The following is a 25,584-nucleotide window of genomic DNA, read 5'->3' as shown; positions in this document are numbered from 1 at the left end:
TCAACTCGCTTGCGGCATCAGGGACACCACCGTGTCGCTGGCCAGCTTCATGGCGTCCGCCCGCTGGATCGACACCCGCAGCACCGAGACCAGGTGGTCGATGTCCACGGGCTTGGAGACATAGTCGGACGCCCCGGCCTGGATGCATTTCTGGCGGTCGCCCTTCATCGCCTTGGCGGTCACGGCGACCACCGGCAGGTCGGCCAGGTGCTGCCTGGCGCGGATCTCGCGGATCGTCTCGTAGCCGTCCATGTCCGGCATCATGATGTCCACAAGAACCACGTCCACATCGGGCTTCGCGTCCAGCACCTCAAGCCCCGCGCGGCCGCTTTCCGCATAGCTGAGCTCGATCCCGTACTCCTCGAGAGCCGAGGCCAGGGAGAAGATGTTGCGGATGTCGTCGTCGATGACAACGACCTTGCGCCCGGCGAGCACGGAGTCGTCGTGCTTGCTCTGGGTGAGCTTGGCCTTGGTCGGGGCCGACATGCGCTCCATGGGCTCGTGCAGCAGGAGGCTCGCCTGGTCGACCAGCTGCTCGGTGGAGCGCGCCAGGCGGACGAGGCCGCCGAACACCGCCAGCCGCAGCCGGCGGTCGTCCTCGGGCTCGAGCTCGTCCGGCGCATAGACCACCGCCGGGACCATCCGGCCGTCGCTCTGCTTGAGCTGTTCGACCATGTCCGTGATGGCCATGGCCTGGGCCTCGATCATCAGGCCGTCGGGCCGCTCCGCCGCAGGCCGCGCCAGCACCGAGGCGAGGTCGGCGACGACCTCCACCTGGGTGAAGCACTGCCGCAGCAGCTCGGCCGCCTCGCCCTCGGAGCCCACCAGCACGATCCGGCGCTCCGCCTTGTCGACGAAGCTCTTCACGCCCTGCAGGGTGGAGACCACCACCTCGCGCTCCACCGGCTTGTGGGTGAAGCCGAAGGCGCCCATCGACAGGCCCAGCCCCTTCTGGTCGTCGGCCGAGATGACGTGCACGGGGATGTGCCGGGTCTCGGGGGTCCGCTTCAGGAGGTCGAGCAGGGCCAGGCCGTCCATGTCCGGCAGGCCGATGTCGAGCATGATCGCGTCAGGCCCGAACCGCCGGGCCAGCGACGGCGCCGCCCCGCCCTCGCCCGTCACCACGCCCTTGAAGCCGGACTCGTGGACGAGGCTGAGCAGGATCGAGGCGAACCGCGGGTCGTCCTCGACGATCAGCACCACGCTGTCGCCGGAGGAGATGCTGTCGCGGTCGTCCGCCACCGCCTCCACCGGCTCGTCGGAGAAGGCCGACGGCAGCATCATCGGCCGCGCCAGGGTCGGGGTGGTCGAGGCCGGCCGGGCGCTGGGCTGCGCCGGGCTGAAGTTCAGCGGCAGGTAGAGGGTGAAGGTCGAGCCCTTGCCGGGCTTGGATTCCACCTTCAGCTCGCCGCCCAGCAGCCGGGTGATGTCGCGGCTGATCGACAGACCCAGACCCGTGCCGCCGTACTTGCGGCTGGTGGTCCCGTCGGCCTGCTGGAAGGCCTCGAAGATGATCCGCTGCTTGTCCTCGGGGATCCCGATGCCGGAGTCTTCCACCTGGAAGGCCAGCACCTGGCCCGCGGTGTTGAGGTGGTCGTTGATCGGGCTCCAGCCGCCGTGGGCGCGGGAGACCTTCAGCTTCACATGGCCGTGCTCGGTGAACTTGAAGGCGTTCGAGAGCAGGTTCTTGATGATCTGCTGCAGCCGCTTGTCGTCGGTGTACATCGACCGCGGCAGCGCCGGGTCCAGCTCCACCTGGAAGTCGAGCTTCTTGTCGAGGGCGACCTGGCTGAACGTCCGGTCCACCTGGTCGCGCAGGCTGGCGAAGGACATCTCGCCGATGTCCAGGGTGACGGTGCCGGATTCGATCTTCGACAGGTCGAGGATGTCGTTGATCAGCCCCAGCAGGTCGGTGCCGGCGTCGTGGATGTTGCGGGCGAACTCGACCTGCTTCTCCGTCAGGTTGCCGGCGGCGTTGTCGGCCAGCAGCTTGGAGAGGATCAGCAGGCTGTTCAGCGGCGTCCGCAGCTCGTGGCTCATGTTGGCCAGGAACTCGGACTTGTACTTCGACGTCAGGGCCAGCTGCTCGGCCTTGTCCTCCAGCGCGATCTTGGCCTGTTCCACCTCGCGGTTCTTGGCTTCCACCTGCTGGTTCTGGATCGACAGCAGGTGCGCCTTCTCCTGCAGCTCGGCGTTGGTCTGCTGCAGCTCTTCCTGCTTGGTGCGGAGCAGCTCCTCCGACTGGCGGAGCGACGCGGCCTGCTGTTCCAGCCGGTCGTTGGTCTTCTTCAGCTCCTCCTGCTGGGCCTGCAGCTCCGAGGTCAGGAGCTGGGACTGCTTCAGCAGGCCCTCGGTCCGCATGTTGGCGGCGATGGTGTTGAGCACGATGCCGATGGATTCCATCAGCTGGTCGAGGAACTGCTGCTGGGTCTCGTTGAACTCGCCGAAGGTGGCCAGTTCGATCACCGCCTTCACCTCGCCTTCGAACAGGGCGGGCAGGACGATGATGTTGGCCGGCGGGGCCTCGCCGAGGCCCGACGAGATCTGCACATAGTCCTTCGGCACATTGGTCAGCAGGATGCGCGACTTCTCGTACGCGCACTGGCCGATCAGGCCCTCCCGCAGCTTGAACTGGCTGGCCAGGTGCTTGCGGTTGTTGAAGGCGTAGGACGCCGCCAGGTTCAGCACCATCTGGCCGTCGTCGTCCCGGTCGGTGACGTAGAAGACGGCGTGCTGGGCGTTGATCAGCGGCGCCAGTTCCGAGAGCACCAGGTTCGACACGGTCGACAGGTCGCGCTCGCCCTGCAGCATCCGGGTGAACCGGGCCAGGTTGGTCTTCAGCCAGTCCTGCTCGGTGTTCTTCAACGTCTGATCCTTCAGGTTCCGGATCATCTCGTTGATGTTGTTCTTCAGCTCTTCCACCTCGCCCGACGCCTCGACGGTGATCGACCGGGTCAGGTCGCCCTTCGTCACGGCGGTGGACACCTCGGCGATGGCGCGCACCTGGGTGGTCAGGTTGGCGGCCAGTTCGTTCACGTTGTCGGTCAGGTCACGCCACAGGCCCGCGGCGCCCGGCACCCGCGCCTGGCCGCCCAACTTGCCTTCGGAGCCCACCTCGCGGGCCACGTTGGTCACCTGGTCGGCGAAGGTGGCGAGCGTCTCGATCATCCCGTTGATGGTGTCGGCCAGCGCGGCGATCTCCCCCTTCGCGTCCAGGGTGAGCTTCCGCTTCAGGTCGCCCATGGCCACCGAGGTCACGACGTCGGCGATGTTCCGCACCTGACCGGTCAGGTTGGCGGCCATCATGTTCACGTTGTCGGTCAGGTCCTTCCAGGTGCCGGCGACGCCGGGCACCTGGGCCTGGCCGCCGAGCTTGCCCTCGGTGCCCACTTCCCGCGCCACCCGGGTCACTTCCGAGGCGAAGGAGTTCAGCTGGTCCACCATGGTGTTGATGGTGTTCTTCAGCTCCAGGATCTCCCCGCGCACGTCCACGGTGATCTTCTTGGACAGGTCGCCCTTGGCCACGGCGGTGGTCACGTCGGCGATGTTCCGCACCTGGCCCGTCAGGTTGGCGGCCATCAGGTTCACGTTGTCGGTCAGGTCCTTCCAGGTCCCGGCGACGCCCTTCACCTGGGCCTGGCCGCCCAGCTTGCCTTCCGTACCCACTTCCCGCGCCACCCGGGTCACTTCCGAGGCGAAGGAGTTCAGCTGGTCCACCATGGTGTTGATGGTGTTCTTCAGCTCCAGGATCTCCCCGCGCACGTCCACGGTGATCTTCTTGGACAGGTCGCCCATGGCCACGGCGGTGGTCACCTCGGCGATGTTCCGCACCTGGCCGGTCAGGTTGGCGGCCATGAAGTTCACGTTGTCGGTCAGGTCCTTCCAGGTGCCGGCGACGCCCTTCACCTGGGCCTGGCCGCCGAGCTTGCCTTCCGTACCCACTTCGCGGGCCACGCGGGTCACTTCGCTGGCGAAGGCGTTGAGCTGGTCCACCATGGTGTTGATGGTGTTCTTCAGCTCGAGGATTTCCCCCTTCACGTCCACGGTGATCTTCTTGGACAGGTCGCCGTTGGCCACGGCGGTGGTCACCTCGGCGATGTTCCGCACCTGACCGGTCAGGTTGGCGGCCATCAGGTTCACGTTGTCGGTCAGGTCCTTCCAGGTCCCGGCGACGCCCTTCACCTGGGCCTGGCCGCCGAGCTTGCCTTCCGTACCCACTTCACGCGCCACCCGGGTCACTTCCGAGCTGAACGAGTTCAGCTGGTCCACCATGGTGTTGATCACGTCCTTGATCTGCAGGATCTCGCCCTGCACGTTCACGGTGATCTTCTGCGTCAGGTCGCCGTTGGCGATGGCGGTGGCGACCTTCGACACGTCCCGCAGCTGGACCGTCAGGTTGCCGGCCATCAGGTTCACGTTGTCGGTCAGGTCCTTCCAGGTCCCGGCGACGCCCTTCACCTGGGCCTGGCCGCCCAGCTTGCCTTCCGTACCCACTTCCCGCGCCACCCGGGTCACTTCCGAGGCGAAGCCGTTCAGCTGGTCCACCATGGTGTTGATGGTGTTCTTCAGCTCGAGGATCTCGCCCTTCACGTCCACGGTGATCTTCTTGGAGAGGTCGCCGTTGGCCACGGCGGTGGTCACCTCGGCGATGTTCCGCACCTGACCCGTCAGGTTGGCGGCCATGAAGTTCACGTTGTCGGTGAGGTCCTTCCAGGCGCCGGTCACGCCTTCCACTCGGGCCTGGCCGCCCAGCTTGCCCTCGGTGCCCACTTCCCGCGCCACGCGGGTCACTTCCGAGGCGAAGGCGTTCAGCTGGTCCACCATGGTGTTGATGGTGTTCTTCAGCTCCAGGATCTCCCCGCGCACGTCCACGGTGATCTTCTTGGACAGGTCGCCCTTGGCCACCGCGGTGGTCACCTCGGCGATGTTCCGCACCTGGCCCGTCAGGTTGGCGGCCATCAGGTTCACGTTGTCGGTGAGGTCCTTCCAGGTGCCGGCGACGCCCTTCACCTGGGCCTGGCCGCCGAGCTTGCCTTCCGTACCCACTTCCCGCGCCACGCGGGTCACTTCCGAGGCGAAGGCGTTCAGCTGGTCCACCATGGTGTTGATGGTGTTCTTCAGCTCCAGGATCTCCCCGCGCACGTCCACGGTGATCTTCTTGGACAGGTCGCCCATGGCCACGGCGGTGGTCACCTCGGCGATGTTCCGCACCTGGCCGGTCAGGTTGGCGGCCATGAAGTTCACGTTGTCGGTCAGGTCCTTCCAGGTGCCGGCGACGCCGCGCACCTGCGCCTGGCCGCCCAGCTTGCCCTCGGTGCCCACTTCCCGCGCCACGCGGGTCACTTCCGAGGCGAAGGAGCCCAGCTGGCCCACCATGGTGTTCACCACCCGGCCGATCCGCAGGAACTCGCCGCGCAGCGGTCGGTCCTCGTTCTCCAGGTCCATGGTCTGGGACAGGTCGCCCTTGGCCACGGCGCCGATCACGCGGGCCATTTCGGCGGTCGGGTGGACCATGTCGGCGATCAGGGTGTTCACCGCGTCCACCGAGGCCGCCCAGGAGCCCTGCGCCGCCGGCAGCCTGGCCCGGTGGTTGATCTTGCCCTGGCGGCCCACGGTCTCGCCGAGCCGCTCGAATTCCTTGGTCATGCGGTCGTTCAGCTCGACCACGTCGTTGAAGGCCTCGGCGATCTCGCCCGCGACGCCGGTCAGGCCGCGCGGCAGGCGCACCGAGAAGTCCCCGCGCCGGAAGGCCCGCAGGACCGACAGAAGCTCTGCCGTGTCCAGCTCGCTTCCGCCGCGCACGCTGCGCGCCTTGCTGCCGGCTTTGGCGGACGACGACTTCGCCGGCTTCGGCGCGGCGGTGACGGATGCGGCCATGGTTCCCCCGGGAACGAACGTGTTGCGGTCGCAGGGGACATGCGTTGCGGCCGACCCCGGCCGCAAGACACACCCCCGCCCTGACAGCGAACGAGCGAGTTCCGGCTCGGGTTCCACCTGGGCCGCAAATATTTTTTGGGGATGATCTTCCGCCGGGATGCGCGCGAGGCGGCGCAGGCCTTCAGTCCATAGCCTGACGCAAAACGCAAGGCAGATCAACTGCTAAGCTGCCGCTTCGGGGGCGTGCGGCGGGGCCGCTCGTCGGGCCTGGATGCGCCGTGGAAGGATCATCGCGGGCCTCCGCCGCGGACGGTCCGGGGCGCGCCGCGGAGCCGCTCTCGGCAGGCTGCGCCGGAACCCCCGGCAGGGGCTGCCGTTTGGGCACGGGGCGCAACGCCCTTCCCACGAGCCCTTGAGCCCCGGACGCATGTCGCACGCCTATGACGCCGCCGCCTTCGAGCCCCCGCCCGAGGCGGAAGCCTTCTACGCCGAGAGCCTGAAGCTGCTGACCGAGTCCGGCATCCCCTTCCTGCTGTCCGGCACCTATGCCGTGACCGCCTACACCGGGATCGTCCGGCCGACGAAGGACCTCGACGTCTTCTGCAAGGCCGGCGACTACCCGAAGATCCTCGCCTTCTTCCAGGAGCGGGGCTACCGCACCGACGTCGAGGACGAGCGCTGGATCGCCAAGGTCTGGCAGGACAACTACTTCTTCGACGTGATCTTCGCCATGTCGAACGGCACCGCGCCGATCACCGACGAGTGGTTCGAGGGCGAGGACACCATCTGCGTCTACGGGACGGAGGCGAAGATCACCCCGCCCACCGAGTTGATCCTGTCCAAGACGTTCATCCAGGATCGCTACCGCTACGACGGCGCGGACGTCGCCCACGTCATCCTGCGCGCCTCCGAGCGGATCGATTGGCAGCGCCTGCTCCGCTACATGGAGCCCTACTGGGAGGTGCTGCTCACCCACCTCCTGAACTTCCGGTTCATCTACCCCACCGAGCGCGACGTGATCCCGACCTGGGTCATGGAGGAGCTGACCAGCCGGCTGCAGGCCCAGGTCGGCCTTCCCGCCGCGCGGGTGAAGGTCTGCCGCGGCCGGCTGTTCAGCCCCCGCGACTACGTCACCGACATCACCGAATGGGGCTTCGCCGACGTCGTCGGCAAGGGCCTGGAGGAACGGCATGAGCCTATCGCCTGATCCGGAAACCGCGCCCGGGGGACCGCCGAGCGGCCACCTGAGGCTCGCCGCGATCGGCGACCTGCATGTGGGCGAAAACCATCCGCACCCGTACCGCGACCTGTTCAGCCGCATCAGCCAGGAGGCCGACGTGCTCGCCCTGTGCGGCGATCTCACCAACTTCGGCAAGACGCCTGAGGCCGAGATCCTCGCCGAGGATCTGCAGGCCCTGTCGATCCCGGTGGTCGGCGTGCTCGGCAACCACGACTTCGAGTGCGGCCAGCCGCAGGAGGTCGCCCGCATCCTGCACGACGCCGGGGTCAGGCTGCTCGACGGTGAGGCCTACGAGATCGAGGGCGTCGGCTTCGCCGGCTGCAAGGGCTTCATCGGCGGCTACGGCCGCTACATGCTGAGCGCCTTCGGCGAGCCGGAGATCAAGGCCTTCGTCCAGGCCTCGGTGGACGAGAACCTCAAGCTCGAAAGCTCGCTGCGGATGCTGCGCACCGAGCGCACCGTCGTGGTGCTCCACTACTCGCCGGTGCAGGACACGGTGATGGGCGAGCCGCCGGAGATCTTCCCCTTCCTCGGCTCGGCGCGGATGGGCGAGACCATCGACCGCTTCGACGGGGTGAAGTGCGTCCTGCACGGCCACGCCCACCGCGGCGCCTACGAGGGCCGCACGCCGCGCGGCACGCCGGTCTACAACGTGGCCAAGCCGGTGCTGAACCGCGACCTCGGGATCGAGTACGCGCTCTTCGACGTCTAGCCCGGGAGCTTCTAGGCCAGGCCCGCCCGGATGCGCAGTTGCCGTCCCGCGCGCCAGGCCAGCCAGGCGGCCGGGATCATCCCCAGGCCCGCGAAGATGATCGGCGCGTGGGGGCTGATCTCCGAGAACATCAGCCCGGCGATCACCGGGCCCGCCACCCGGGCGGCCGAACCCGCGGCGTTGTTGGCCCCGAGGATCGCGCCCTGCCGGCCGGGCGCGGCGGCGCGGGAGATCAGCGCGCTGGTCGCCGGCTGGCTGAGGGTGTGCCCCGTCACCGCGGCGGTCATGGCCAGCACGCAGAGCCAGATGAACGGCGACACCGCCTGGACCAGCAGGAAGCCCCCGGTCAGCAGCAGGCCCACGGTGATGGTCGTCACCTCCCCGATCCGGCGCACCACGATCCCCGAGAAGACGCTCTGGCTGAGCGCAGCAGCGACGCCGGTCACGCCCATGACGAAGCCGATCTCCTTCGGCCCCCAGCCGAACCGCGCCTCGCCCCACAGGCCGAACACCGACCACATGGCCGAGAAGGCCGTGAAGCCCATGAAGGTCATCGCCAGCAGCCGGCGCAGCACCGGGTCGGCCCACGCCTCCGCCAGGGCGGCGAGCGGGCCGGGCCGGCCGAAGTTCCGCCCTTCGTTGCGGAGGCTCTCGCGCACGAAGGCCAGGACGCCCACCGTCGCCAGCACGCAGAGGCCGGCGGCCACCAGCAGCGGCGGCCGGAAGCCCGCGGCGCCCAGTTCCGGCTGCGCCAGCACGCCGCCCAGCCAGGGGCCCACGACGAAGCCGATGCCGAACGCCCCGCCCACCAGGCCCAGACGCCCGGCCAGCCGCTCCGGCGGCGTGACGTCGACGATGTAGCCCTGGATGGCGGAGATGTTGCCGCTGAAGAAGCCGGCCAGCCCCCGCACCAGGACGGCGATCCAGATGTTCGGTGCGAACGCCAGGGCCACGTAGCCGCCGGCCGAGGCCAGGATGGTGATCAGCAGCACCGGTCGGCGGCCGATGCGGTCCGACAGCCGCCCCCAGGTCAGCTCGCCCAGGAAGCCGCCGGCCGAAAAGGCCGCGAACATCAGGGTGACCTGCCAGGGCGCGGCGTCGAAGACGCTGGCGTAGAACGGCAGCAGCGGGATGACCACGCCGAAGCCGATCAGGCTGACGAACACCAGGAGCAGCAGGACCGGCACCGCCAGGCGGGCGTCGGGCGGCGCGGAGGATCGTCGCGGAGGCATGAGAGCGAGTACCGCCGGGCCGCGCGGATGGCTAGATGCCGATCGCCCGGCCCGGCCGGCGAACGCCTCTCCGGCTCAGGCCGACAGCCGGACCTCCTCGCCGGCCGGGCGCCCGGCGCGGTCCAGGTCCGCCTCGAACCAGGCGATGGTCGCGCGCAGACCCTGCTCCAGCGACGTCGCAGGCCGCCAGCCGAGCACCCGTTCGGCCTTGGCGATGTCCGGCCGGCGGCGCCGGGGGTCGTCCACCGGAAGCGGCCGGTGGACCACTTCCGAGCTTGAGCCGGTGAGCGTCAGCACGAGGTCGACGAGCTCGATGATGGTCCGCTCGACCGGATTGCCGATGTTCACCGGGCCCGGCTGCGGCCCGTCGTGCTCCATCAGCCGCACGAGGCCGTCGACCATGTCGTCCACGTAGCAGAACGACCGGGTCTGGGAGCCGTCGCCGAAGACCGTGATGTCCTCGTCGGTCAGCGCCTGGTGGACCACGTTCGACACCACACGGCCGTCGTCGGCCGACAGCCTGGGGCCGTAGGTGTTGAAGATGCGGGCGACCCGCACCTCGGCGCGCTTCAGCCGGTCGTAGTCGAAGCACAGCGCCTCGGCGGCGCGCTTGCCCTCGTCGTAGCACGCCCGGGGGCCGGTGCAGTTGACGTGACCCCAATAGCTCTCCGCCTGGGGATGGCTCTCCGGATCGCCGTAGACCTCGCTGGTCGAGGAAATCAGGAACCGCGCGCCGGTGGCCTCGGCCTGCCGCAGCAGGCGCTGGGTGCCCAGCACGCTGGTCAGCATCGTGTGCTCGGGGTCGGCCTGGTAGAGCGGCGGCGAGGCGGCGCAGGCGAGATTGTAGATCCGGTCGAAGGCGCGGCCGGTGATCCGCGCCGGCAGGGGCTCTACGATATCGGCCTTCACGAATTCGAACTCGTCGCTGCGCTGCAGCCGGCTTAGGTTCTCGTGCTTGCCCGTCTGCATGTTGTCCAGGCACACGACGTGCGCGCCCTCGTCGATCAGGCGTTCGCAGAGGTGGGAGCCGAGGAACCCGGCGCCTCCGGCGACGAGGACCTGCAGTTGCCGACCGTTCTTCATGTGCGTCCCTTCCAAACTCAACGCTCCCCTGCGGCCTGCCCCGGCCGTTTTTGCCTCACGCCGTCACCAGGTCGTCCTTCGCCGCCGCCATGGCCTCGGCCAGGTGCGCCTCCAGCTCGGCGGCCCGGTGCGCCGCGGTGTGGGCGGCGAGGATCCGCGCGCGGGCGCCTTCCGCCATCGCCTGCCGCGCCGGCTCCGGCGTCTCGCGCAGCGTCCGAAGGACCTCCTCCGCGCCGCGCGCCAGCACGATCTCCCGGCCCGGCGCGAACAGGGTGTCCAGGCCGTCCCAGATGTCGGAGATGATCGGCGTGGCGCAGGCCGCGGCCTCGAACAGCCGCACGCTGGGCGAATGGCCGGCCGCGATCATGTCGGCGCGGGTGACGTTCAGGGTGTAGCGGCTGGCGGCGTAGAAGCCGGGGTGGTCCGCCGGCCCCACATGGTCCATCCGCTCGACGTTCTCAGGCCAGTCGATGTCGTCGGGGTACTGCGGTCCGGCGACGCAGAATTTCAGCTCCGGCGCCCGGCGGGCGGGCTGCAGCAGCAGCCGCTCCAGGGTCGGCTGGCGGTCGGGGCTGTAGGTGCCGAGGTAGGACAGGTCCCACCGCCTTGGCTCGGCCAGCGGCCGGTAGGCTTCGGCGTCCACCGAGCAGTAGAGGGCGCGCGCCGCCGGCGAGCCGTAGCGCCGCATCAGCCGCTCCAGCGTCGGGCCGCCGGTGAAGGAGAGATAGGCCCCGTAGCCGGGGATCAGCTCCGGGGTCAGGTACTCGTGGTCGCCCGCCGCCAGCTTGGCCAGCGTCACCGGCGTGTCGATGTCGTAGAAGGCCGTGGCCCCGCGCGCGGTCTTCTGCACCCAACGCCCGACCGCCACGCCGTCCGGCACGTACGAGCCGACGATCACCGCGTCGGCATTCTCCACCGCCTCGCGCCAGGCGAGGTGGAGGGCTCCCAGGTCGCCGTAGAGCCGCAAGTCGCAGAAGTCCGGCCGCGCGAGATCGCGGTGGGCGGCGTACCAGGGGACGTCGCGCTCCAGGAACAGCACCTCGTGGCCGCGGGCCGCGAACGCCCGCAGCAGGGCGCGGTAGGTGGTGGCGTGGCCGTTGCCCCATGAAGACGACAGCGAAAGGCCCAGGACGACGAGCTTCACGCGAGGCTCCTTTCCCGCTTGGCGGCGGCCTCGCGGCGGATCAGGGCGTCGGCTTCCGCCGCGCGGCGGGCGTAGGTGTGCTCGGCCAGGATCCGCTGGCGGGCGGCCTCGCCGATCGCCCGCGCCCGCTCCGGCGTCAGCGCCGCCACGTGCTCGGCCACGTCCTGGCCGTCGCGGGCGACCAGCACCTCCTCGTCGGGGGTGAGGAACAGCTCGATCCCCTCCCAGGCGTCGGTGATCAGGCAGGCCCCGGCGCCCGCCGCCTCGAACACCCGTGTCGCCGGGGAGAAGCCCACGTCCGCCATGGAGTCCCGGGCGACGTTCAGCACCGCCAGCGGCGAGCAGTTGAAGGCGTTGTGGTCGGCTGTGCCCACGTGGCCCACGCGCCGCACGTTGGCCGGCATGGCCTTGTCGTCCCAGCCGTTCCCGCCGATCAGGAACCGGCGCTCCGGCAGGCGGACGGCGGGCTCGATGAAGAACCGCTCCACCCGCGCCTCGCGGTCCGGCAGGCGGTTGGCCAGGAAGTTGAGGTCCCCCTCGAACCGCGCCTGGGGCGCGACTGGGTGGTGGGTGGAGGCGTCGAGGGCGTTGTAGATCGGCCGGCACAGCCTGGCGCCGGCCGCCTGGTAGGCGTTCACCACCGCTGGCCCGCCACCGTAGGTCAGCACCAGGTCGAGCTGCGGCAGGACGCGGTGCATCACGTCCCCGGGATGGGCCCGCAGGTGGGCGAGCGTGGCCGGCGCATCGACGTCCCAGAAGATCTTCACGGCGTGCGGCCGGGCGAGGCTCATCACGCCCTCCAGCAACTCGTCGTCGAACACGCCGACGCCGCTGGCCTTCACCACCACGTCCGCCTCGGCCGCCGAAGCCATGACCGTCTGCAGCGCGGTCTCGGTGGCCGGATAGACGACGACCTTCGCGTAGTCCGGCGGCTCGATGTCCCGGTGCTGCTGCCGATCGAAGGCGTCGGGCTCGTAGAAGGTGATGTCGTAGCCGCGCCGCGCCAGCTCCGAAAGCAGGCCGCGGTAGTAGGTGGCCGCGCCGTTCCAGTAGGCGGAGAGCAGGCTCGAGCCGTAGAAGGCGATCTTCATCCGACGGTCTCCAGGGCTTTCTCGTGCGCGAGCCTGGCTGCGACAGCCATCAGCTCGTCCACGCGGTGCGCGCAGGTGTGGCGGGCGCGGATGGTCTCCAGGCCCGAGGCGGCGAGCGAGGCCCGCAGGTCCGCATCGGCGGCCAGCGCGCGCAGGCGGCGCTCCATCTCCTGCCCGTCGCGGGCGAACAGGAAGTCCTGCCCCGGCCGGAACAGGCCCTCGCTGTCGCACCACGGCGCCGAAACCAGCGGGATGCCGCAGGCCAGGGCCTCGAACACCCGGATCGTCGGGATGCCCGGCAGAGCCTCCACATAGAACCGCCGCGGCACATGGACCGTGGCCAGCCGGCCGGCGAACACCTCCGGCGCGCGGGCGTTGGGCAGCCAGCCGCGATAGCGGGCGCCATGGCGGGCCAGCATCGCCCGGGCTTCCCCAGGATACCGGACGCCGTAGATCTCCAGCGGCAGCCCGGCCCGCCTGGCCGGCGCCATCAGGAACTCCTCCAGCTCCGCGGTGCGTTCCCCGTCGCCCCAGTTGCCGATCCAGACCAGGCCCTCGCGGTCGCCCTCCTCCGCCGGCGGGCGGAACAGCGCCGTGTCCGCCGCCTCGTGCCAGACGAACACCCGCTCGCCCCAGCCCCAGCGGCGGTAGACCTCGGCGAGGGTCTCGCCGAACGCCAGCACCCCGTCGTAGCCGGAGAGGTCGAAGGCGCGGATCGCGTCGGGCTCGCTGACCGCCCGGTGGTGGGTGTCGTGGAACAGCAGGGTGAACCGCCCGCCCGCCGCCCGCGCCCGGCCGATGCGGGCCACCAGCGCCGGGTCGTTCCACTCGTGGACGATGACCAGGTCCGCGCCGTCCAGCGCCCGGTCCAGGTCGAGGTCGGGCCCGAAGGCGGTGGAGCCGAGTTCCGGATAGGCCCGCCGGTAGGCGTCGAGCCCCGCCTCGCCGTGGTCGGCCAGCAGGTTGTCGAGGCTCCAGGCGCCGGCCGGCTCGAACACCTGCACGTCCTCGCCGCGACGGACCAGCTCGCGCAGCACGCCACGAAGGAAGTGGGCGTTGCCGTGGTTCCAGCAGGAGGCGAGCGAGTGGGTGAAGTAGACGACCCTCACGCCGCCGCCTCCGCCGGGAGCATGGGGAAGAGCTCCGGCTGGTAGTGGCGGTAGAGATCCAGCACCCCCGCCGTCATCGCCTCGACGGTGTAGCGGCCGGCCCGCGCCCTCGCCTGCTGGCCCAGCCGCTCGGCGTGCACCGGATCCGCGAGCAGGTCGCGGAACGCCGCGGCGAAGGCCTCTGGGCTCTCGGGGTCGCAGAAGACGGCGGCCCCGTCCCACAGCTCGCGGAAGGTCGGGATGTCCGAGAGCACCAGGGCGCAGCCCGCCTGCGCGGCCTCCAGCACTCCGAGCCCGAACGGCTCGTAGAGCGCCGCGGAGGCGAAGATCGGCGCCCGCGCCAGCCAGCGCCCGACCGCCTCGCTGGACAGCCGGCCGAGCGCCTGGGCGTTCTTCAGCACCACCGGCCCCCCGCTCGGCCCCTGCAGGGGACCCGCGGCCTGGAGCGGCGCCTCGATCAGGGCCGCGGCCCTGTCGAGCACGGCGATGTTCTTGCCCTCGTCCCACAACCGGCCGGAGGTGAACACCATGGCCTCGCGCGCGGCCAGCGCCGGCGGGGCCGGACGGCGGCCGTTGTGGACCACGAACGGCCGCGGGATCTCGTAGGCCCGGGCGGTGTCTTCGGCGAAGGCGGCGGTCGGCGCGACCAGGGCGTCGCAGGCCAGCATCCCCTGCCACAGCGCCTGCGAGCGCCAGCGGAAGTCCTGCTGCATCGGCCCGTCCTTCACGGCCCCCCACCAGGTGGCGAGGCAGGAGTGGCAGGCGCCGATCACCGGCGCCGCGAAGCCGCCCTCGGCCGCCAGGGCCGGGCTGTTCAGGTGGACGATGTCCGCCCCGCTGCCGCGGGCCAGGCCGCGCACGGCCGCGCCCACCTCCAGCACCTCGGCCAGCTCGCTGGCCATCCAGTCGAGCGGCAGGCAGGTGTCGATCAGGGTCAGGTCCGGCACGGCGTGCGCCTGGGCCGCCTGGTCGGGCGTCGGCGACGGGCCGAGCACCACCAGGGTGGTCTCGGCGCCCGCGCGGGCGAGCCCCTGCGCCAGGTCGACGGAGTAGGTCCAGACGCCCCCGACCGCGTCCGTCGTCATCAGCACGCGGGGCCGGGCGGGCCGGGCGAGGCCGGCCCTCATCCGACCGCCTCGACGCGTTCGCGCCGGCTCGGCGGCGCCGCCCGTTCGGCCGCCAGCCATTCAGCCAGCGCGGCCACGCCGGTGCGCCAGTCCAGCGCGTCGCCCAGCGCCAGCTCGCGCCGCGCGGCCGACGGGTCCGACACGTAGTAGCGCTGGTCGCCCGCCCGCCAGTCGGAGAACGACAGCTCCACCTTCCGGTGCAGCAGCTCCTCGATGTAGCCGATCAGCTGGACCAGGCTGACGGCGTTGTGCGGCCCGCCGCCCAGGTTAAACGCCCGGCCGCTGACGCGGTCGATGCGCCGCCATGCGGCCATGTAGGCCTCCACCGTGTCGGCCACGTTCATGATGTCGCGCACCTGGCGGCCGTCGCCGTAGATGCTGATCGGCTGGCCCTCCAGGGCGCGGATCAGGAAGTGGGCGACCCAGCCCTGGTCCTCGGTGCCCATCTGGCGCGGACCATAGATGCAGCTCATCCGCAGCACGCAGGTCGGCAGGCCGAAGCTGCGCGAATAATCGAGCACATACTGGTCGGCCGCGCCCTTGGAGCAGCCGTAGGGGGTGTGGAAATCCAGCGGCCGGCCTTCGCTCACCCCGCGCACGCGCAGCGCCGGGTCGGTCGGGCGGTAGGCGTCGCCGGCCAGCTCCAGCGGCACGTCGGCCAGGTCCCCGTAGACCTTGTTGGTGCTGGCGAAGATCACCGGGGTGCGGCCGCCGCGCCGGCGCGCGGCCTCCAGCACGTTCAGTGCGCCCTGCACGTTGATCTCGAAGTCCTCGACCGGGTCGGCCAGGCTGGTGGTCACCGCCACCTGGGCGGCGAGGTGGAAGACCGCCTGGGCCTCGCGCACCGCCTCGTCCACCGCGCGGCGGTCGCGGGTGTCGGCGGCCAGGTGGACGATGCGGCCGCCGTGGCGTGACTTCAGCCATGCCAGGTTCCGCTCGACACCCTCTCGCACCAGGGCGTCCTGCACGATGACGGTGTGGCCCTCGGAGGCCAGCCGGTCGGCGAGGTTGGAGCCGATGAACCCTGCCCCGCCGGTCACCAGGACCGGAGCGCCGGGCCCGCTCACGCCACCAGCCCGCGCATCTCGAGCTCCTTGCGGGCCTCGACGACCCGGTCCTCGGCTTCCTGGCGCGCCACCCACTCGGCGAGTTCCGCCAGGCCCTCGGAGAAGTCCTCCTGCGCCTCGTAGCCCAGGACGGCGCGCGCCTTGGTCAGGTCGGGGATGCAGTGACGGATGTCGCCGGCCCGGGCCTTGCCGGCCAGCTCCGGCTTCAGGTCCGGACGGCCCATGGCCTGCGCCTGCAGCAGGGCCACCTCCTCGACCGTGCGGTCGACGCCGGAGCCCACGTTGAAGACCTCGCCGTCCGCCTCGTCCTTGTCGAGGGCCAGCAGGAAGGCGCGGGCCACGTCGCGGACGTGGACGAAGTCCCGCCGCTGCTGGCCGTCCTCGAACACCATCGGCGCCTGGCCGTTGGCGATCCGGCTGGCGAAGATCGCCAGCACGCCGGTGTAGGGGTTGGACAGCGCCTGGCCGGGCCCGTAGGCGTTCCAGAGCCGCAGCGCCGAGCCGCCCATGCCGTACTGCTTGGTGAGCGTGAGCGTCAGCCGCTCCTGCACGAACTTGCCGATCGCATAGACGGACTTGATGCCGTTGTTCTTGCTCTCCGGCGTCGGGACCGGGATCAGCGGCCGGCCCTCGTCGTCCAGCGGGTCCCAGGACCCGTCCGGGTTGCGGCCGCCGCGCGCCACGTCCTCCATCAGCCGGCCGTCCTGGGTCCGGTAGAGGCCCTCGCCGTAGATCGACATCGAGGAGGCCACGACCACCCGCTCGACAGGGTTGTCGATCAGCTGCTGGAACAGCACCGCGGTGCCGTAGTCGTTGACCGAGGTGTAGCGGTCGACCGCGTACATGCTCTGGCCGACCCCGACCTCGGCCGCCAGGTGGACCACCTTGTCCACCCCCTTCAGGGCCTTCAGGACCATGGCCTCGTCGCGGACGTCGCCGACCAGCAGCTCCACGTCCTCGGCCAGTTCGGCCGGGCGCTGCCGGGTCGGGTGGACCTGCTCGATCAGGCTGTCGAGGACGCGCACCCGGGCGCCCCGCTCCAGCAGGGCCTGGGCCAGATGGCGGCCGATGAAGCCGGCGCCGCCGGTGATCAGGATCTGTTCGGACATGGCGCGGCTCAGCCTCTCCGCCGGGCGGCGGACTGCGCACGGGGCGCCATCGCCGGAACTTTCAGGAATTCAGGGTGGCCGCCGGAGGACTCGGCGGCGAGACGTTCGGAGAGGTTCCGAAGCGCCAAACTCAGGCGCCGGACGAACCCTCCCAATCGGTTCCCATTTACCCGGCTGGTCTCGTGCCGGGAGCCTCCCGCCGGAGTTCGGCCTTTGACGCAGGCCCGCAGACTCTTCACTTGGCTCATGGCGGTCCCTCAAACTCACACCCGCCAAGCTAACCCTTCATCTTCATGTAAGTTCCCCCAGCTGCTCCAGTATTGGTTCTCGTTTTAGAGTTATCGACGCAACCAAATCCTCGCATGAGGAACCCGCGCGTCATTTGATGGGAGGGTTCCTCAGATTTCGCGCAATCTCCAGCAGACCTCTTCTGTAAATGCGGTTCCGAATGCAGAGCTTGAAGGAACAAACCCCTAGCCAGGCTGTTTGAGAGGTACTTACCTCGCGCGGGCCGGCCGCGGGTGGAAGGGGGATGCATGAGCCGCAAGAAACTGAGGGTGGGCATCGTCGGCGTGGGCAACTGCGCCTCGTCCTTCGTGCAGGGCCTGACGCACTACGCGCAGGCGAACTCCAACGAGCCTCCGCCCGGGCTGATGCACGTCGAGCTCGGCGGCTACCACGTCGGCGACATCGAGGTGGCCGCGGCTTTCGACATCCACGCCGGCAAGGTGGGCCGCGACGTCGGCGAGGCGATCCTCGCGGAGCCCAACAACACCTATGTCTTCGAGCGTCCGACGAAGACCGGCGTCACCGTCCTGCGCGGACCGACGCTCGACGGCATCGGCCGCTACATGGAAGGCGACATCGCGGAGGCCGAGGCGCCGCCGGTGGACGTCGCCGAGGCGCTGAAGGCCTCGGGGACCGACGTCCTGGTCTCCTACCTGCCGGTCGGCTCCCAGCACGCCACCGAATACTACGCCCAGCAGGCGCTCGAGGCGGGCTGCGCCTTCGTCAACTGCATCCCGGTGTTCATCGCCTCCAATCCCGTGTGGGCCAAGCGCTTCGAGAAGCGGGGCCTGCCGATCATCGGCGACGACATCAAGAGCCAGGTCGGCGCCACCATCATCCACCGGATGCTGGCCAACCTGTTCCGGGAGCGCGGCGTGCGGATCGACCGCACCTATCAGCTGAATTTCGGCGGCAACGCCGACTTCAAGAACATGCTGGAGCGCGAGCGGCTGGCGTCGAAGAAAATCTCCAAGACCCAGGCCGTGACCAGCCAGCTCGACGTGCCGCTCGACGAGGGCGACATCCATGTCGGGCCGAGCGACTACGTGCCCTGGCTCACCGACCGCAAATGGGCGCACATCCGGGTCGAGGGCACCACCTTCGGCGGCGTGCCCCTGAACGTCGAGCTGAAGCTTGAGGTGTGGGACAGCCCCAACTCCGCCGGCATCGTCATCGACGCGGTGCGCTGCGCCAAGTTGGGCCTCGACCGGCGGCTGGCCGGCCCGCTTCTCGGCCCCTCCAGCTACTTCATGAAGAGCCCGCCCGAGCAGTACACCGACAACGAGGCCCGCGAGCGGACCCTGCGCTTCATCGAGGGCGAGGAGCCTGCGACCCCGAAGAAGCCGGCGGCGGTGCAGCTGGCCTCGTGACCACGACGATCTTCCTCGTGCGCCACGGATCCACCGACCACCTGGGCCAGGTGATCTCCGGGCGGATGGACGGGGTGGCGCTGAACGACGCCGGACGGCGCGAAGCCGCCGCCGTGGCCGGGCGGCTGCGGGGCGAAGGCCTCGAGGCGCTCTACGCCAGCCCCCTGCAGCGGACCCGGGAGACGGCGGCGGCGATCGGCGGGGCCCTCGGGCTGGAGCCGCAGGCGGAGGACGGTCTCCTGGAGATCGACTTCGGCGACTGGACGGGCGCACGGTTCGCGGACCTGGACGGCGATCCCGCCTGGCGCCGCTGGAACGACGAGCGCAGCGCCGCCCGAGCGCCGAACGGCGAGACCATGGCCGAGGTGCAGGACCGACTGGTCCGATGGGTGGAGACGGCGCGGACGCGCCACCCGGGCGGCCGGGTCTGCGCCGTCAGCCATGCGGACGTGATCAAGGCCCTGCTGGCCCATGTGCTCGGCTTCTCGCTCGACCGTCACGCGGCGATCGAGGTCGGTCCGGGGTCGGTGAGCGTTCTCTGTGCGGGCGACTGGGGAATGAAGGTGCTGAGCGTGAACGAGGCTTGCCGATGACCACCCTGACGGCGGACCAGATCCGGGAGCGCGCCGCCGCGCTCGGGGACTGGTTCCACAACATCGACCTGGAGGGCGTCCAGACCGCCCCCAACCACTTCCTGAACGACTATCCGAACGTGAAGTGGCGGACCTTCCAGCATGTCATCCCGGAGGATCTCACGGGCAAGACGGTGCTCGATATCGGCTGCAACGCCGGCTTCTACTCCATCGAGATGAAGCGCCGCGGCGCGGAGCGGGTGCTGGGCGTCGATTTCGACGAGCGCTACCTCGAGCAGGCCCGCTTCGCCGCCGAGGTGAAGGGCCAGGACATCGAGTTCCGGCAGCTCTCCGTCTACGACCTGGCCGAGCTGGGAGAGACCTTCGACATCGTGCTGTTCATGGGGGTGCTCTACCACCTGCGCCACCCGCTGCTGGCCCTCGACCTGATCCACGACAACGTCTGCAAGGACCTGCTGATCTTCCAGTCGATGCAGCGCGGCAGCGCAGAGGAACTGCCGGTCCGGGCCAACTACGACTTCTTCGAGCAGGACCACTTCAACGAGCCCGGCTACCCGAAGATGCACTTCATCGAGCACGAGTACGCCAACGACTGGACCAACTGGTGGGCGCCCAACGCCGCCTGCTCGGCTGCGATGCTCAGGAGCGCCGGGTTCGAGATCCTGGAGCACCCCGAGGAGGAGGTCTTCGTTTGCCGCCGCACCGAGCGGCCGAAGCCGATGGGCGCGGTCTATCCGGCCCGCCCGCGGACGAACGGCGCGGCCAACGGCAAGGGCAACGGGAGGGATCACGCATGATCGAAGCGGCCAAAATCTGGAACGAGCCGAACAACAAGAGCCACTGGGATCCCAACCTCGACCCCGAGTGGGACCTGTTCGCCGGCATGACCAGGCTGGCGGGCCAGGCGATCGCCGCGGAGAACGGCGGCCTCACCCGGGTGCTGGGCGGCATGAGCCCCATCGATCCGCACTTCGTCCGGCGCCTCGAGGACAAGGGCGTGCTCGACCACGTCGACGTGGTGGCGGTCCACGGCTTCCCGCTCGACTGGAACCTCTGGGCCATCGACGAATGGCCGGCCAAGGTCGACGAGATCCGGGCCGTGACCGACAAGCCGGTCTGGATCACCGAGGCGGGCGTCTCCTCCTTCGGCTCCGAGGAGGTCCAGGCCTGGGGCGTGAAGAAGACCGCCGACCTGCTGGTCGGCAAGGTCCCGCGCCTGCACTGGTACTCGCTCTACGACCTGCCGAAGACCTGGGAGGCGACGACCCGGCACAAGGAGGCCGAGGGCTCGTCCTACTACCGGCATTTCCACATGGGCCTGCTGCGCGAGGACGGCTCGCCGAAGCCAGCCCTGGAGGCCTACGCCCCCTACGCGGCGGACATGGGCCTGTGCCAGTGGTTCCACTTCGAGGACCACCGCCTCGACGACGCGGTGGCCTGGATGAGGCGGCTGGGGGTGAGACACCTGCGCACCGGCCTGTCCTGGGCCGACAGCTTCCGCCCCGACGCCGACCGCTGGTTCGACCGTCAGATGGAGGCGCTCGCCGACTTCGACGTCACCGTCACCTTCTGCTTCACGCCCGAGCACCGCGGGATCGAGCCGCACCACACCAGTCCGCCCCAGGTGGCCGAGGAGTTCGCCGAGTTCTGCGCCCGGATGGTCCGGCGCTATGCGCCGGCCTCCAGCGCCGCCCGCCCGGCCGTGGCGGCGGAGTAGGCCCATGGACGGGGCCTGGACCCCGAACCTGAGCTGGGTGGCCGCCGACCTCGCGGTTGGCGGCGCCTTCCCGGCCGGCCGGGCCGCCGACCTCGCCGGCCTCCACGGCGTCGGCGCGGTGATCGACGTCCGCGCCGAGGCCTGCGACGACGCCGAGGAGCTCGCCGCCTGCGGCCTGCGCTTCCTGCACCTGCCGACCCCGGACCACCACGCGGTGGACCAGGCCCTGCTGGACCACGGCGTCGACTTCGCCGCGCGGGCGAAGGCGGACGGACTCAGCCTGCTCGTCCACTGCGAACACGGCATCGGCCGCTCGGCCCTCGTGGCGCTGTGCGTGCTGGTCGACCGCGGCCTGGGCCCCCTCGAGGCGCTGGCGCGGGCCAAGGATGCCCGGGCGCTCGTCTCCCCCTCCCCGGCCCAGTACCAGGCCTGGGTGGCCTGGCTGGGGCGACGCTCGCCAGAGACCCGCATCCCCACCTTCGACGCCTTCAAGGCCATCGCCTACCGCCACCTCTTCGTCAGGTCCTGAGATGCTGGTCTACGGAGACCAGCCCCGGCGCGAGCGTCCCCGCAACAAGCTGGCGACGATCGAGCGCGTGCTGGCCGCGGGCGACCGGACCCGCGCCCTGATCGAGGCCGGCGAACTGGCCCAGGGTCTCGCCGACGCCGAGTTCGAAGCCACGGGGTTCGACGACGACACGCCCGTCCACGCCGCGGCCTTGGCGCTCTGCCTGGCCGTGGCGTCCGGGGGCGACACCCAAGCCGCCGCCGCGCGGCTCGCGGCGTTCGAGCTTCCCGCCGAGGTCTCGGTGAAGACGCCTGAGGGCTACGCCTTCTATGGCCTCTATCCGGAGAACTACGCCCTGGCGGCGCGGTCGCACGCCTGGCCTTCACCGCCCTTCGTGATCGGGCTGCGCAGCATCGGCACGAGCCTCGCCGCCGTCGTCGCCGCCGCCACGGGTTCCGCCGAGGTGGTCAGCGTCCGCCCCACCGGCCATCCCTTTAGTCGGGAGCTGCGGCTGTCGCCCGCCCTGCGAACCCGGCTTACCGCCCACCGCGGCCCCTTCGCGGTCGTCGACGAGGGCCCCGGCCTCTCCGGCAGCTCCTTCGGCGCGGCGGCCGACGCCCTGGAGGCGCTCGGCGTCGCGCCCGGCCGCATCGTCTTCCTGCCGGGCCACGCGGGCGACGTCGGCCCCGAGGCCCCGCCCCGCCTCCGCGCCCGCTGGGCCGCCGCGACCCGCCTCGTGGCCTGGACGCCCTCCCTCGTCGCCGACTGGTTCGCGGACATCACCGGTCCGGTCGCCGATGCCCGCGACCTGCCGGGGACCACCTGGAAGGTCCGCCTAGGGGACGGCTTCGTGGCGCGCTTCGCTGGCCTCGGCGCCATCGGGGACGGCAAGCTGGCCCGCGCGCGGGCGCTCCACGCCGCGGGCTTCGGCCCCGAGCCGCTCGCGCTTCGTCACGGCATGCTGCTGCAGCGATGGATCGACGGTGACATCCAGCCGCCGTCGCCCGACAGGCTCGGCGGCTACCTGGCCTTCCGCCGCGAGGCCTTCCCCGCCCGGCCCGGCGCCGACCCCGCAACCCTGATCGAGATGGCGCGGGTGAACGTGGCCGGACTGCTCGGCGAGGCGGCCGGCCGCGCCGCTGTCCGGCGCCTGCAGGCCCTGCCGCTCGAGCGGGCCCGTCCCCGGCCCGTCCACGTCGATGGCCGGCTGCACCGCGGTAAGTGGATCGGCGGCCTCAAAATGGACGCCCTCGACCACTCCGAAGCCCACGACCTCGTCGGCGGCCAGGACATCGCCTGGGACGTCGCCGGCGCGGCCCTGGAGTTCGGCCTTTCGCGGAGCCAGACCGGCGCCCTCGCGCAGGCGGCGGGCGCAGACCCGGTCATGCTCACCCTCTTCGAGACCTGCTACCCCGCCTTCCAGGCCGGCCTCTGGACCATGGCCGGCGCACCCGCCCGCGCCGCGCCCTACCGCGGCCGGCTGGCGGCTCTTGCCCAGGCTCCCGTCGATCCGGCCTGACCGCCGACGGATTCCGGGCGCCCAATTTTGGACTTTTCGCCTTTCCGCCGGCACGCTTGGGCGCCAGCGCTCTTTCCCATCGTCCATCCACATCCGCGTCTTGGGAAGGTCGCGAGCATTGTTGCGACCAACCCGAACACGGGCGTCGGTCAGCGGGGCAGGCGGGTCGTCCCCATCAGGAACTCGTCCACCGCCCGGGCGCACTGGCGGCCCTCGCGGATCGCCCAGACCACCAGCGACTGTCCCCGGCGCATGTCGCCGCAGGTGAAGATGCTGGGGACCGAGGTGCGGTAGTCGACCACGTTGGCCTTCACGTTGCCGCGGGGGTCGAGCTCGACGCCGCCCTGCTCCACGAGCCCCGCGTGGCGCGGCCCCACGAAGCCCATGGCCAGCAGCACGAGGTCGGCCTTCAGCTCGAAGGTGGAGCCCTCCACCTCCTGCATCTTCAGCCGGCCGTCCGGCCCCGGGACCCACTCCAGCCGCACGCACTCCAGGGCGGTGACCTTGCCATCCAGGCCGACCACCCGCTTGGTGGCCACGGCGAAGTCGCGGTCGCAGCCCTCCTCGTGGCTGGACGAGGTGCGCAGCTTCAGCGGCCAGTCGGGCCAGGTGACGGCCTTGTTCTCGCGCTCCGGCGGACGGGGCATGATCTCCAGCTGCACCACCGAGGCCGCGCCCTGGCGGTTGGAGGTGCCGATGCAGTCCGAGCCGGTGTCGCCGCCGCCGATCACCACCACATGCTTGCCCGCCGCCGACAGCGTGCCCTGCGGCGCGGCGATCGCTTCCGGGTCGCCGGCGTTGCGCTTGTTCTGCTGCACCAGGAATTCCATGGCGTAGTGCACGCCCTCGAGTTCACGGCCGGGGACCTCCAGGTCGCGCGGGGCCTCGGCCCCGCCGGCGAACACCATCACGTCATAGTCGTCCAGCAGCCGCTGCACCGAGACGGTCACGCCAACCTCGAAGTTGGTGCGGAAGATCACCCCCTCCGACTCCATCTGCCGGATGCGCCGGTCGATGAGGTGCTTCTCCATCTTGAAGTCGGGAATGCCGTAGCGGAGCAGGCCGCCGATCCGGTCGCTCTTCTCGAACACCGTCGGCGCATGGCCGGCCCGGGCGAGCTGCTGGGCGCAGGCGAGGCCCGCGGGCCCGGAGCCCACCACCGCCACGCGCTTGCCGGTGCCGCGGGGCGACGGCTCGGGCCGAATCCAGCCCTCATCCCAGCCGCGGTCGACGATCTGGCACTCGATCGTCTTGATGGTCACCGGGGTGTCCGGGATGTTCAGGGTGCAGGACGCCTCGCACGGCGCGGGGCAGACCCGACCGGTGAACTCCGGGAAGTTGTTGGTGGACTGCAGGTTCTCCAGCGCTGCCAGCCAATGGTCCCGGTAGATCAGGTTGTTGAAGTCCGGGATCTGGTTGTTCACCGGGCAGCCCTGGTGACAGAACGGGATGCCGCAATCCATGCAGCGGGCGGCCTGCTGGCGCAGCTCGCCGTCCGGCAGCGGATGGACGAACTCCTTCCAGTGCTTCAGGCGCGCTTCGGGCGGGTCGTAGCCACGGTCGTGGCGCTCGATCTCGAGGAAGCCGGTGGGCTTGCCCATCGGGGGACTCCGGAACTCTGAAGGGTTATTCGGCGGCGACGGCGGCGGCCGTCTCGCGCTCGGTGGCGAGCTCCAGGAGCGCGCGGCGGTAGTCGGTGGGCATCACCTTCACGAACGAGCCCAGCGCCTGGTCCCAGTTGTCCAGGATCTCGGCCGCCCGCGCCGAGCCCGTGTGCAGCTTGTGCCGCTCGATCAGGATCCGCAGCCGCTCGGCATCGAACCGCAGCATGTCGCCCATGCCGTTGTTCTCGACGCTCAGCGCCCGCTGGCTCGGCCGGAACGGCTCGTCCGCGGCGTTGGCCGGGCCCGGGGACGCCGGTGGCACCGCCTCCAGGTCCACCATGGCGGGGTTGCAGAGCTCACGGAACTTGCCGCGCGGGTCGTAGACATAGGCCACCCCGCCGCTCATGCCGGCGGCGAAGTTGCGGCCGGTGTCGCCCAGGACCACCACCACGCCGCCGGTCATGTACTCGCAGCCGTGGTCGCCGACGCCCTCGACCACCGCCACCGCGCCGGAGTTGCGGACCGCGAAACGCTCGCCCGCCACGCCCTCGAAGTAGGCCTCGCCGGCGATCGCCCCATAGAGGACCGTGTTGCCGACGATGATGTTGCGGGTCGGCTCCCGCCGGGCTTCCGGCGGCTGGCGCACGACCACCCGGCCGCCCGAGAGCCCCTTGCCCACATAGTCGTTGGCGTCGCCCACGAGCTCCAGGGTCACGCCCCGGGCCAGGAAGGCGCCGAAGCTCTGGCCCGCGTTGCCCTTCAGCTTCAGCGAGATGGTGTCCTCCGGCAGGCCGGCATGGCCATAGCGGCGCGCGATCTCGCCCGAGAGCATTGCGCCGACGGTGCGGTTGATGTTGCGCACCGCGTATTCGCCGCGGACCGGCTCGCCCTTCTCCAGCGCCGCCCGGGCGTCGGCGATCAGGGTGTGGTCCAGGGCGCGGCCCAGGCCATGGTCCTGGCGGTCCATGTTCCACAGCCCCTTCCGGCCCTCGGCAGGCGCGGCGTAGAGGATGCGGGACAGGTCGATCCCGTGCGCCTTCCAGTGGTCGAGCGCCGGGCTCATGTCGAGGCGATCGACCCGGCCGATCATCTCGTTGAGCGTGCGGAAGCCCATCTCGGCCATGATCTCCCGCAGTTCCTCGGCCACGAAGAAGAAGTAGTTGATCACGTGCTCGGGCTGGCCGGTGAAGCGCG

Annotated in this window: 18 protein-coding genes and 1 pseudogene; 8 read left to right on the top strand and 11 right to left on the bottom strand. The window is 70.5% G+C overall.

Annotated features, from left to right (window positions below):
- Positions 1-5,877, bottom strand: coding sequence for a HAMP domain-containing protein (locus tag V7Z97_RS09300; RefSeq protein WP_334162981.1), 5,877 nt, complete (start codon positions 5,875-5,877; stop codon positions 1-3).
- Between the two features lie 427 nt (positions 5,878-6,304).
- On the opposite strand from V7Z97_RS09300, the gene V7Z97_RS09295 reads away from it, so the two are divergent.
- Together V7Z97_RS09295 and V7Z97_RS09290 are read left to right on the top strand one after the other, a co-directional pair.
- A complete protein-coding gene (locus V7Z97_RS09295) occupies positions 6,305-7,084 on the top strand; it encodes a hypothetical protein (RefSeq protein WP_334162980.1) in 780 nt (259 codons plus the stop codon).
- Entirely contained in the window at positions 7,068-7,829 is a 762-nt protein-coding gene (locus tag V7Z97_RS09290) for a metallophosphoesterase family protein (RefSeq protein WP_334162979.1), read from the top strand. The genes V7Z97_RS09295 and V7Z97_RS09290 overlap by 17 nt, the downstream gene beginning before the upstream one ends.
- Before the next feature lie 11 nt (positions 7,830-7,840).
- Here the strand turns inward: V7Z97_RS09290 and V7Z97_RS09285 are convergent, their stop codons facing one another.
- From V7Z97_RS09285 to V7Z97_RS09250, 8 genes are all read right to left on the bottom strand, one after another.
- The gene (locus tag V7Z97_RS09285; protein WP_334162977.1) at positions 7,841-9,061 is read right to left on the bottom strand and encodes an MFS transporter; all 1,221 of its coding nucleotides are present in this window, start codon (positions 9,059-9,061) and stop codon (positions 7,841-7,843) included.
- A 75-nt stretch (positions 9,062-9,136) separates the two neighbouring features.
- The gene (locus tag V7Z97_RS09280; protein ID WP_334162976.1) at positions 9,137-10,144 is read right to left on the bottom strand and encodes a UDP-glucuronic acid decarboxylase family protein; all 1,008 of its coding nucleotides are present in this window, start codon (positions 10,142-10,144) and stop codon (positions 9,137-9,139) included.
- 55 nt (positions 10,145-10,199) lie between these two features.
- Positions 10,200-11,288 (bottom strand): CgeB family protein, encoded by a 1,089-nt coding sequence (locus tag V7Z97_RS09275; protein ID WP_334162975.1) that lies wholly within the window; start codon positions 11,286-11,288, stop codon positions 10,200-10,202.
- The gene (locus V7Z97_RS09270; protein ID WP_334162974.1) at positions 11,285-12,379 is read right to left on the bottom strand and encodes a CgeB family protein; all 1,095 of its coding nucleotides are present in this window, start codon (positions 12,377-12,379) and stop codon (positions 11,285-11,287) included. Before V7Z97_RS09270 ends, V7Z97_RS09275 begins: the two co-directional genes overlap by 4 nt.
- Positions 12,376-13,488 (bottom strand): CgeB family protein, encoded by a 1,113-nt coding sequence (locus V7Z97_RS09265; RefSeq protein WP_334162973.1) that lies wholly within the window; start codon positions 13,486-13,488, stop codon positions 12,376-12,378. Before V7Z97_RS09265 ends, V7Z97_RS09270 begins: the two co-directional genes overlap by 4 nt.
- Complete coding sequence (locus tag V7Z97_RS09260) at positions 13,485-14,615, bottom strand: glycosyltransferase family 4 protein (RefSeq protein WP_334162972.1); 1,131 nt, start codon at positions 14,613-14,615, stop codon at positions 13,485-13,487. The genes V7Z97_RS09265 and V7Z97_RS09260 overlap by 4 nt, the downstream gene beginning before the upstream one ends.
- Positions 14,612-15,682 (bottom strand): SDR family NAD(P)-dependent oxidoreductase, encoded by a 1,071-nt coding sequence (locus V7Z97_RS09255; RefSeq protein WP_334162971.1) that lies wholly within the window; start codon positions 15,680-15,682, stop codon positions 14,612-14,614. Before V7Z97_RS09255 ends, V7Z97_RS09260 begins: the two co-directional genes overlap by 4 nt.
- A complete protein-coding gene (locus V7Z97_RS09250; protein WP_334162969.1) occupies positions 15,679-16,791 on the bottom strand; it encodes an NAD-dependent epimerase/dehydratase family protein in 1,113 nt (370 codons plus the stop codon). The genes V7Z97_RS09255 and V7Z97_RS09250 overlap by 4 nt, the downstream gene beginning before the upstream one ends.
- A gap of 536 nt (positions 16,792-17,327) precedes the next feature.
- On the opposite strand from V7Z97_RS09250, the gene V7Z97_RS09245 reads away from it, so the two are divergent.
- Genes V7Z97_RS09245 through V7Z97_RS09220 form a run of 6 tightly spaced genes read left to right on the top strand, consistent with a single transcriptional unit; the run spans position 17,328 to position 22,786 of the window.
- Positions 17,328-18,449 carry an inositol-3-phosphate synthase gene (locus V7Z97_RS09245; RefSeq protein WP_334162968.1) on the top strand — a complete coding sequence of 374 codons (1,122 nt, stop codon included), beginning with the start codon at positions 17,328-17,330 and terminating at the stop codon, positions 18,447-18,449.
- Positions 18,446-19,042 carry a histidine phosphatase family protein gene (locus V7Z97_RS09240; protein ID WP_334162966.1) on the top strand — a complete coding sequence of 199 codons (597 nt, stop codon included), beginning with the start codon at positions 18,446-18,448 and terminating at the stop codon, positions 19,040-19,042. Before V7Z97_RS09245 ends, V7Z97_RS09240 begins: the two co-directional genes overlap by 4 nt.
- Positions 19,039-19,839 carry a TIGR04290 family methyltransferase gene (locus tag V7Z97_RS09235; RefSeq protein ID WP_334162964.1) on the top strand — a complete coding sequence of 267 codons (801 nt, stop codon included), beginning with the start codon at positions 19,039-19,041 and terminating at the stop codon, positions 19,837-19,839. Before V7Z97_RS09240 ends, V7Z97_RS09235 begins: the two co-directional genes overlap by 4 nt.
- The gene (locus V7Z97_RS09230) at positions 19,836-20,759 is read left to right on the top strand and encodes a beta-xylosidase (RefSeq protein WP_334162962.1); all 924 of its coding nucleotides are present in this window, start codon (positions 19,836-19,838) and stop codon (positions 20,757-20,759) included. The genes V7Z97_RS09235 and V7Z97_RS09230 overlap by 4 nt, the downstream gene beginning before the upstream one ends.
- A gap of 4 nt (positions 20,760-20,763) precedes the next feature.
- Positions 20,764-21,288, top strand: coding sequence for a protein-tyrosine phosphatase family protein (locus V7Z97_RS09225; protein ID WP_334162960.1), 525 nt, complete (start codon positions 20,764-20,766; stop codon positions 21,286-21,288).
- Position 21,289: 1 nt separating this feature from the next.
- Complete coding sequence (locus tag V7Z97_RS09220) at positions 21,290-22,786, top strand: hypothetical protein (protein ID WP_334162958.1); 1,497 nt, start codon at positions 21,290-21,292, stop codon at positions 22,784-22,786.
- 149 nt (positions 22,787-22,935) lie between these two features.
- Here V7Z97_RS09220 and V7Z97_RS09215 read toward each other — a convergent pair whose 3' ends face one another.
- Both V7Z97_RS09215 and V7Z97_RS09210 read right to left on the bottom strand, forming a co-directional pair.
- Complete coding sequence (locus V7Z97_RS09215) at positions 22,936-24,387, bottom strand: glutamate synthase subunit beta (RefSeq protein ID WP_334162957.1); 1,452 nt, start codon at positions 24,385-24,387, stop codon at positions 22,936-22,938.
- A gap of 25 nt (positions 24,388-24,412) precedes the next feature.
- Positions 24,413-25,584 (bottom strand): annotated as a pseudogene (locus V7Z97_RS09210) (hypothetical protein); the annotation flags it as partial.

Origin of the sequence: Phenylobacterium sp., from assembly GCF_036821595.1 — a bacterium.
GTDB lineage: Bacteria > Pseudomonadota > Alphaproteobacteria > Caulobacterales > Caulobacteraceae > Phenylobacterium.
Note: the sequence above shows the minus strand (reverse complement) of the source record. Positions and strands in the feature narration are given on the sequence as shown.

What these genes read in the sequence shown, in the direction of transcription:
- V7Z97_RS09285 (WP_334162977.1), bottom strand. Translation starts at nt 9,061, where the DNA reads ATGCCTCCGCGACGATCCTCCGCGCCGCCCGACGCCCGCCTGGCGGTG.
- V7Z97_RS09250 (WP_334162969.1), bottom strand. Translation starts at nt 16,791, where the DNA reads ATGTCCGAACAGATCCTGATCACCGGCGGCGCCGGCTTCATCGGCCGC.
- V7Z97_RS09225 (WP_334162960.1), top strand. Translation starts at nt 20,764, where the DNA reads ATGGACGGGGCCTGGACCCCGAACCTGAGCTGGGTGGCCGCCGACCTC.
- V7Z97_RS09230 (WP_334162962.1), top strand. Translation starts at nt 19,836, where the DNA reads ATGATCGAAGCGGCCAAAATCTGGAACGAGCCGAACAACAAGAGCCAC.
- V7Z97_RS09280 (WP_334162976.1), bottom strand. Translation starts at nt 10,144, where the DNA reads ATGAAGAACGGTCGGCAACTGCAGGTCCTCGTCGCCGGAGGCGCCGGG.
- V7Z97_RS09235 (WP_334162964.1), top strand. Translation starts at nt 19,039, where the DNA reads ATGACCACCCTGACGGCGGACCAGATCCGGGAGCGCGCCGCCGCGCTC.
- V7Z97_RS09295 (WP_334162980.1), top strand. Translation starts at nt 6,305, where the DNA reads ATGTCGCACGCCTATGACGCCGCCGCCTTCGAGCCCCCGCCCGAGGCG.
- V7Z97_RS09300 (WP_334162981.1), bottom strand. Translation starts at nt 5,877, where the DNA reads ATGGCCGCATCCGTCACCGCCGCGCCGAAGCCGGCGAAGTCGTCGTCC.
- V7Z97_RS09290 (WP_334162979.1), top strand. Translation starts at nt 7,068, where the DNA reads ATGAGCCTATCGCCTGATCCGGAAACCGCGCCCGGGGGACCGCCGAGC.
- V7Z97_RS09215 (WP_334162957.1), bottom strand. Translation starts at nt 24,387, where the DNA reads ATGGGCAAGCCCACCGGCTTCCTCGAGATCGAGCGCCACGACCGTGGC.
- V7Z97_RS09270 (WP_334162974.1), bottom strand. Translation starts at nt 12,379, where the DNA reads ATGAAGATCGCCTTCTACGGCTCGAGCCTGCTCTCCGCCTACTGGAAC.
- V7Z97_RS09260 (WP_334162972.1), bottom strand. Translation starts at nt 14,615, where the DNA reads ATGAGGGCCGGCCTCGCCCGGCCCGCCCGGCCCCGCGTGCTGATGACG.
- V7Z97_RS09220 (WP_334162958.1), top strand. Translation starts at nt 21,290, where the DNA reads ATGCTGGTCTACGGAGACCAGCCCCGGCGCGAGCGTCCCCGCAACAAG.
- V7Z97_RS09245 (WP_334162968.1), top strand. Translation starts at nt 17,328, where the DNA reads ATGAGCCGCAAGAAACTGAGGGTGGGCATCGTCGGCGTGGGCAACTGC.